Annotated in this window: 5 protein-coding genes; 3 read left to right on the plus strand and 2 right to left on the minus strand. The window is 45.1% G+C overall.

Going from position 1 to position 4893, the window contains the following annotated elements:
• The coding region (locus tag LD39_RS12795; RefSeq protein ID WP_035547343.1) for a GAF domain-containing protein at nt 1–817 on the minus strand (817 nt) is incomplete at its 3' end.
• A gap of 208 nt (nt 818–1025) precedes the next feature.
• Between LD39_RS12795 and LD39_RS12800 the strand changes: the two genes are divergently transcribed.
• From LD39_RS12800 to LD39_RS12810, 3 genes are all read left to right on the plus strand, one after another.
• Nucleotides 1026–1385: a hypothetical protein gene (locus LD39_RS12800; RefSeq protein ID WP_035547346.1), complete on the plus strand. Its 360-nt coding sequence runs from the start codon at nt 1026–1028 to the stop codon at nt 1383–1385.
• A 142-nt stretch (nt 1386–1527) separates the two neighbouring features.
• A complete protein-coding gene (locus LD39_RS12805) occupies nt 1528–2223 on the plus strand; it encodes a DUF3153 domain-containing protein (protein WP_035547349.1) in 696 nt (231 codons plus the stop codon).
• A gap of 108 nt (nt 2224–2331) precedes the next feature.
• Nucleotides 2332–3585: a cytochrome P450 gene (locus LD39_RS12810; protein WP_035547352.1), complete on the plus strand. Its 1254-nt coding sequence runs from the start codon at nt 2332–2334 to the stop codon at nt 3583–3585.
• A 51-nt stretch (nt 3586–3636) separates the two neighbouring features.
• On the opposite strand, the gene LD39_RS12815 is transcribed toward LD39_RS12810, so the two are convergent.
• Nucleotides 3637–4746, minus strand: a complete 1110-nt coding sequence (locus tag LD39_RS12815; RefSeq protein ID WP_035547355.1) for a hypothetical protein — start codon at nt 4744–4746, stop codon at nt 3637–3639.
• Nucleotides 4747–4893: the final 147 nt, after the last annotated feature.

The following is a 4893-nucleotide window of genomic DNA, read 5'->3' on the forward strand; positions in this document are numbered from 1 at the left end:
CAGCTTGGTTTTCTAACTCAGTAAAAAGGGAAGCGCGGTGGACGGCAAAGGCTGCCTGATTACAGATTGCTTTTAATAAATCCAAATCTTCATCTGTGAAATGTCCGACCTGCCGAAATGAGTTCACACTGACGACACCGATACAGTCCTCTTGAATCATAAGCGGGCAGCACATTGCACTTTGCGCTTTCACTTTTTCTCCATCCTTATCAGGAGTAGAAGCATAGAAATGCTTCCAGTTTTGCTCTGACATCGACGACATTCCTTCGTATACTTCATCGGAATGATGGAAGATCTGGGGGTGTTTGGTCTGAAACGTCAGCCCTGTCAGTGACTCCCCAGGTTTGAATCGGATATTCTGCAGGTCTTCCCAGTTGAATCCACGTGTGACCCGGGGGATTAAAGCATCTGCTTTTTCATCATAAATATATAAACTGCATGAATCCGAAACCGGGAACACATCCATGGCCATGTCCATAATTCTAAGCAGGACGTCATCGAGCCTTTGATAAAGCGCGAGTGTTCTTGATAAATTTAATAAAAGGTCTTTTCCTTTATAATCAATTTCTGGAGGAGACAACAGTTGAATTTGTTGTTCGATAAATGATTTTAAAAGAGGGGGGACCTTCTCTCCTTTTACTTCCATCGTGAAAGAATCGCGGGTAATTGTAGATACTGTAGTGGAACCATTCTTGACCAGCTCTTTCTTATAAAGCACTTTCTCTTTGTGAATAAGAGTGATTTCTGTGATTGTAAAAGATATCGCATCAGCATATTGAATAATCGATTTTGTAAGCAATTGGTAGGTTTTACTCATACGATCCCTCCATGACTTATTATTTCTCTATTTTATCATTTGTGTTAGAAGTAAAATTTAGACTTTTACTATTTAGTTGGTCTTGTTTACTGTCTTACTCCACAAGTGCACCTATTCATATAATCAACTGCTCCTTATGATTACGCTTCCTAAATCACAGCCAACCCTCATAGGATAATATAGAGACGGGATGAGGGGAGGAAGCATAATGTCTCAAAGAGTTAGAATTGGAAACAATCTCCTTTTTGTCACCGAACCCGAAGGGAAGACGATCCGAGCAGGAAAATCGGTAAGTGTCACACCGGAAACGATCTCTGTCCAGCCTTACTATACGGTCCGGATCTTTGCTGGGAACCGCGTCGTTTCTGAGGGGGCGGTGACGTTTAAATTGATTATGAAAATTGATCAGGTCAGCTTTTTAGTGCTGGATACGATGACTCTTTTCCCAGGTGAACAATATACGAAGACCTATAATGCTCCTGGCCTCGGGCTCGCCGTTAAGGTGGAATCGGAGAGCGGGTCTGGCCTGAATGCCGTTGACGTCGCTGTGTTTGGATACAAGTTCTAAAAGGAGGAAGCTGAAATCGTGCTTATGACTCTTCTCATCCGAAAAAGTCAGCGGCCGATCGATGGCCAGCTGACTTATTTGGAGGGGGAATGGTTTGGAAATAGGAGGGAAGTGGAATGAGTCGATTTAAGGAGAGATCACTATGAAAGAAATATCTGTGCTCGTGACTATCCTCTTCATAGTGCTGCTTTCAGGCTGTGTTCAAGGGAATTACGAGTTGAAGATCAATAAAGATAAAAGCGGGGAAAGTACGGTGACCCTCGGGCTTGAGGAAGATGCCGTCAAGCGCTTCGGAGGCCAGGGGCAGCGGCTGATCGATGGGCTGACGGAAGAGCTGGAATCGCAAGGATATAAGGTGGAATCCTACACCGAGGACGGCTATCTCCAATTTGAAGCGAAGCGGACATTTGAAGACGTTCAGGAAAAGGATTCATTTCTCACCTCAGGAGGCATGGCAGAGCTCGGCCTTGGTGCGGTGATCTCAGACAGTTTGAATGTGACGACAGAAGAAGGTCTGTTTTTTGATACATACAAGGTAGAAGCAGACATCGACCTTCGAAACCCCGGTATTCTAGGAGGGATGCAACAGTTTGCCTCTAACCAGATGGACCTGACATTTACACTGGATTTGCCGATTTCACCTAAGGCCCACAATGCGGATACGGTGGATGGCAATGAGTTAACCTGGAAAATTAACACGGCAGGTACAACGAACATGATGGTAGAAGTCGGCGTACCTAAAATAACCAATATCATCGTGGCGGCAGTCGTCGGCTTGATTCTAATCGCATTTGTTCTTATCTTTTTTCTTCGTAAACGAAAGAGAAAAGAAGAATAGTTTTCCTTCCCTCCGGTAGTAGAATCGGAGGGTTTTTTAAATTGACCTGTTTCGCCCTCTTTGGATAGGGAAAAATAAAGGAGTATCCAAAAAATAGGAGGTTGAACAATGGCAGAACAGCGATCTATTCCGAAGGATAAAGGAACCGACCATACGTTGAAGCTTTTACAAGAAGGATATACATTCATACTTAATCGAAGTCACCGCTTCCATACGAACATTTTTGAAACAAAACTGTTAGGTGAAGAGGTCTACTGTCTTGTTGGAAAAGACGCTGCAGAAATTTTCTATGACAATGATAAGTTCAGGAGAAAAGATGCAGCTCCGCCTCGTGCGCAGAAGACCTTGTTTGGAGAGGGAGGCGTCCAGGGTTTGGACGGAGGAGCCCATCTCAACCGTAAGAAGATGTTCATGAACTTAATGACAAAGGATTCGCTTCAAGAAGTCCGCTCGCTGACAGGAAAGGCCTGGAAGCTTGCCGCCCTGGAATGGAATCTCGACGAGCCGGTGAGTGTGTATGATGAGGCAAGAAAAGTCATGACAAGAGTGGCTTCGGCATGGACCGGCGTTCCCATTGCGGATGAACATATCGAAGAATGGGCGGGTGTGCTGGGCGATATGTATGAGTCACCGACAGCGATTGGACCGAAGCATTGGAAAGGCCGGCGAGCCCGTTCTAAAGCGGAGGCCCGGCTTGAGGATCTCATCGAGAAGGTGAGAGAAGAAAAGATCGATACATCAAAAGACCGTGCGCTTTACCATTTTTCGTGGCATCGTGATGAGTCCGGTGAGCTTTTAGATAAACATACGGTCGCCGTCGAGCTTCTCAATCTACTAAGGCCGATGGTAGCTATATCGGTCTACATTGATTTTCTGGTGTTAGCGATTCATGAACATCCTGAAAAAGTAGACAAGCTGCGGACAAGTGATGAAGATCAGCTTCAATACTTCATTCAGGAAGTGCGCCGTTACTATCCGTTCTTTCCGTTTGCGGCTGCTCGTGTGGATCAGGATTTCACATGGAACGGTTACGAATTTAAAGAAGGTACACTGACGCTACTCGATTTATATGGAACCAATCACCACCCTGAACTCTGGGAAAATCCGAAGCTTTTCCAACCAGAGCGTTTTCAAACATGGGATGGCCATCCGTTTGACTTTATCCCTCATGGCGGCGGGGAATTCGAAATGGGCCACCGTTGTGCCGGAGAATGGCTGACGATCGAAGTGTTGAAGGAGACGCTGGACCATTTTGTGAACCGCATGTCGTTTGAGTTTCCTGAGCAGAATCGAGGGTTCAGCTTGAAAAAAATTCCGAGTGTGCCTAAGAGTAAGATCCAGCTTACAGGAATAGGGAAGTAATGCATAGGAAAAGCCATGGAGAGATTCTCCATGGCTTTTTTTCAATGAATTTTATTGGTAATTGATGATCGCTGGGTTAGGATCAAGCTGCAATACTTCTTCCGCGCTTAAGACAGGCTCGTCTTTTTTATAAAAGACTTTGAATCCGCCGTATTGAACAGCTTCATTGCGCACGAATTTACGATAGAGTGACATCTTCGTTGATGAAGGTCCCCATCCATCATAGTTCAAAGCGACTTCCACATTTTCAGTCGGCTGGATGGCTTCTTTGTTCGTTAAAGCTTCGTCCATGAACTGGTGAACGAGGACGATTTTATCCGGAAGGTTGTTTTCTTCTACCATCTTCGAGATGTAGTCGACCGCTTCTTGAACTTCAGCTCCGTTGACCTGGCCAAGATTGATGCCCGGCGTTTCGCCTTCTCCGACGTGGAATTCCGTATCAATGGCTAGATGGACGTAAGGTAATTTAAGCCATTTCTCGATTAATTTCACTTGATTCATGACAGAGTCTGTTCCGAGCTGGACATCCAGCATAAGTAAAGCATTGTTTTCTTTCGCAAGCTTGGCATATTCGTCAATTTGTTCCGGCGAGGTCATATGATAGTACTTTCCTTCAGGTCCCGGGTTCCGTTGAGCGACGGTTGAGATCAGCTCAATCGTTGGGATCGCTGGGCGGGAAGGATCGGCATTTGAATAAGCCTGTGTCTGTTCTTTCAGTTTTTCCATGAGAGCATCGGGTTCCATTTCGCCAAGGATTCCCATATTGGTCGAGTTCGGGTGTCCATAGTAGGCGACAAGTCTGTGATCCTTCAAAGGTCCGTCCGTTTGATCCTCTGCTCCTTTTACGAGCGTATCTCCGACCGGAATCATCCGGGTGCGATCCCCTCCGTGCGCTTCTACGACAGGCATTTTCGCAAGCTCTTCTTCCGTCATCTTCTCTTTAAGAGGCTTGGCGTCTTCCGCCGGCTTGATCGCTTCGTAAGGCTGGGGAGGCTTCGTATCTTCTTTCTCTTTCTTCTCTTCTTTTTTATCTGAGGCAGCTTCTTCCGATTGAGAATTTTCTTTTTCATCGTTCTTCGCGTTTGTGGAAGAAGTTTCTGAACACGCGACTAGGAAAAAGACCAGGATGGCCGCAGATAGGAGCAGGGTTAATTTTTTCATGCTGTTCACTTCCTTATGTATGGATTTTTCTTAAAGCTACGATTCTATGTATCTTCCCTAAAATTAGTTAGGTTGGTAGAAAGTACATGGCATATTTTAACATATTATGACGGGTTATGAGACTGTTTTATAGAAAAAAAATAAAGA

Source organism: Halobacillus sp. BBL2006 (assembly GCF_000786645.1).
Lineage (GTDB): Bacteria > Bacillota > Bacilli > Bacillales > Halobacillaceae > Halobacillus.

What these genes read in the sequence shown, in the direction of transcription:
- LD39_RS12815 (WP_035547355.1), bottom strand. Translation starts at nt 4,746, where the DNA reads ATGAAAAAATTAACCCTGCTCCTATCTGCGGCCATCCTGGTCTTTTTC.
- LD39_RS12800 (WP_035547346.1), top strand. Translation starts at nt 1,026, where the DNA reads ATGTCTCAAAGAGTTAGAATTGGAAACAATCTCCTTTTTGTCACCGAA.
- LD39_RS12805 (WP_035547349.1), top strand. Translation starts at nt 1,528, where the DNA reads ATGAAAGAAATATCTGTGCTCGTGACTATCCTCTTCATAGTGCTGCTT.
- LD39_RS12810 (WP_035547352.1), top strand. Translation starts at nt 2,332, where the DNA reads ATGGCAGAACAGCGATCTATTCCGAAGGATAAAGGAACCGACCATACG.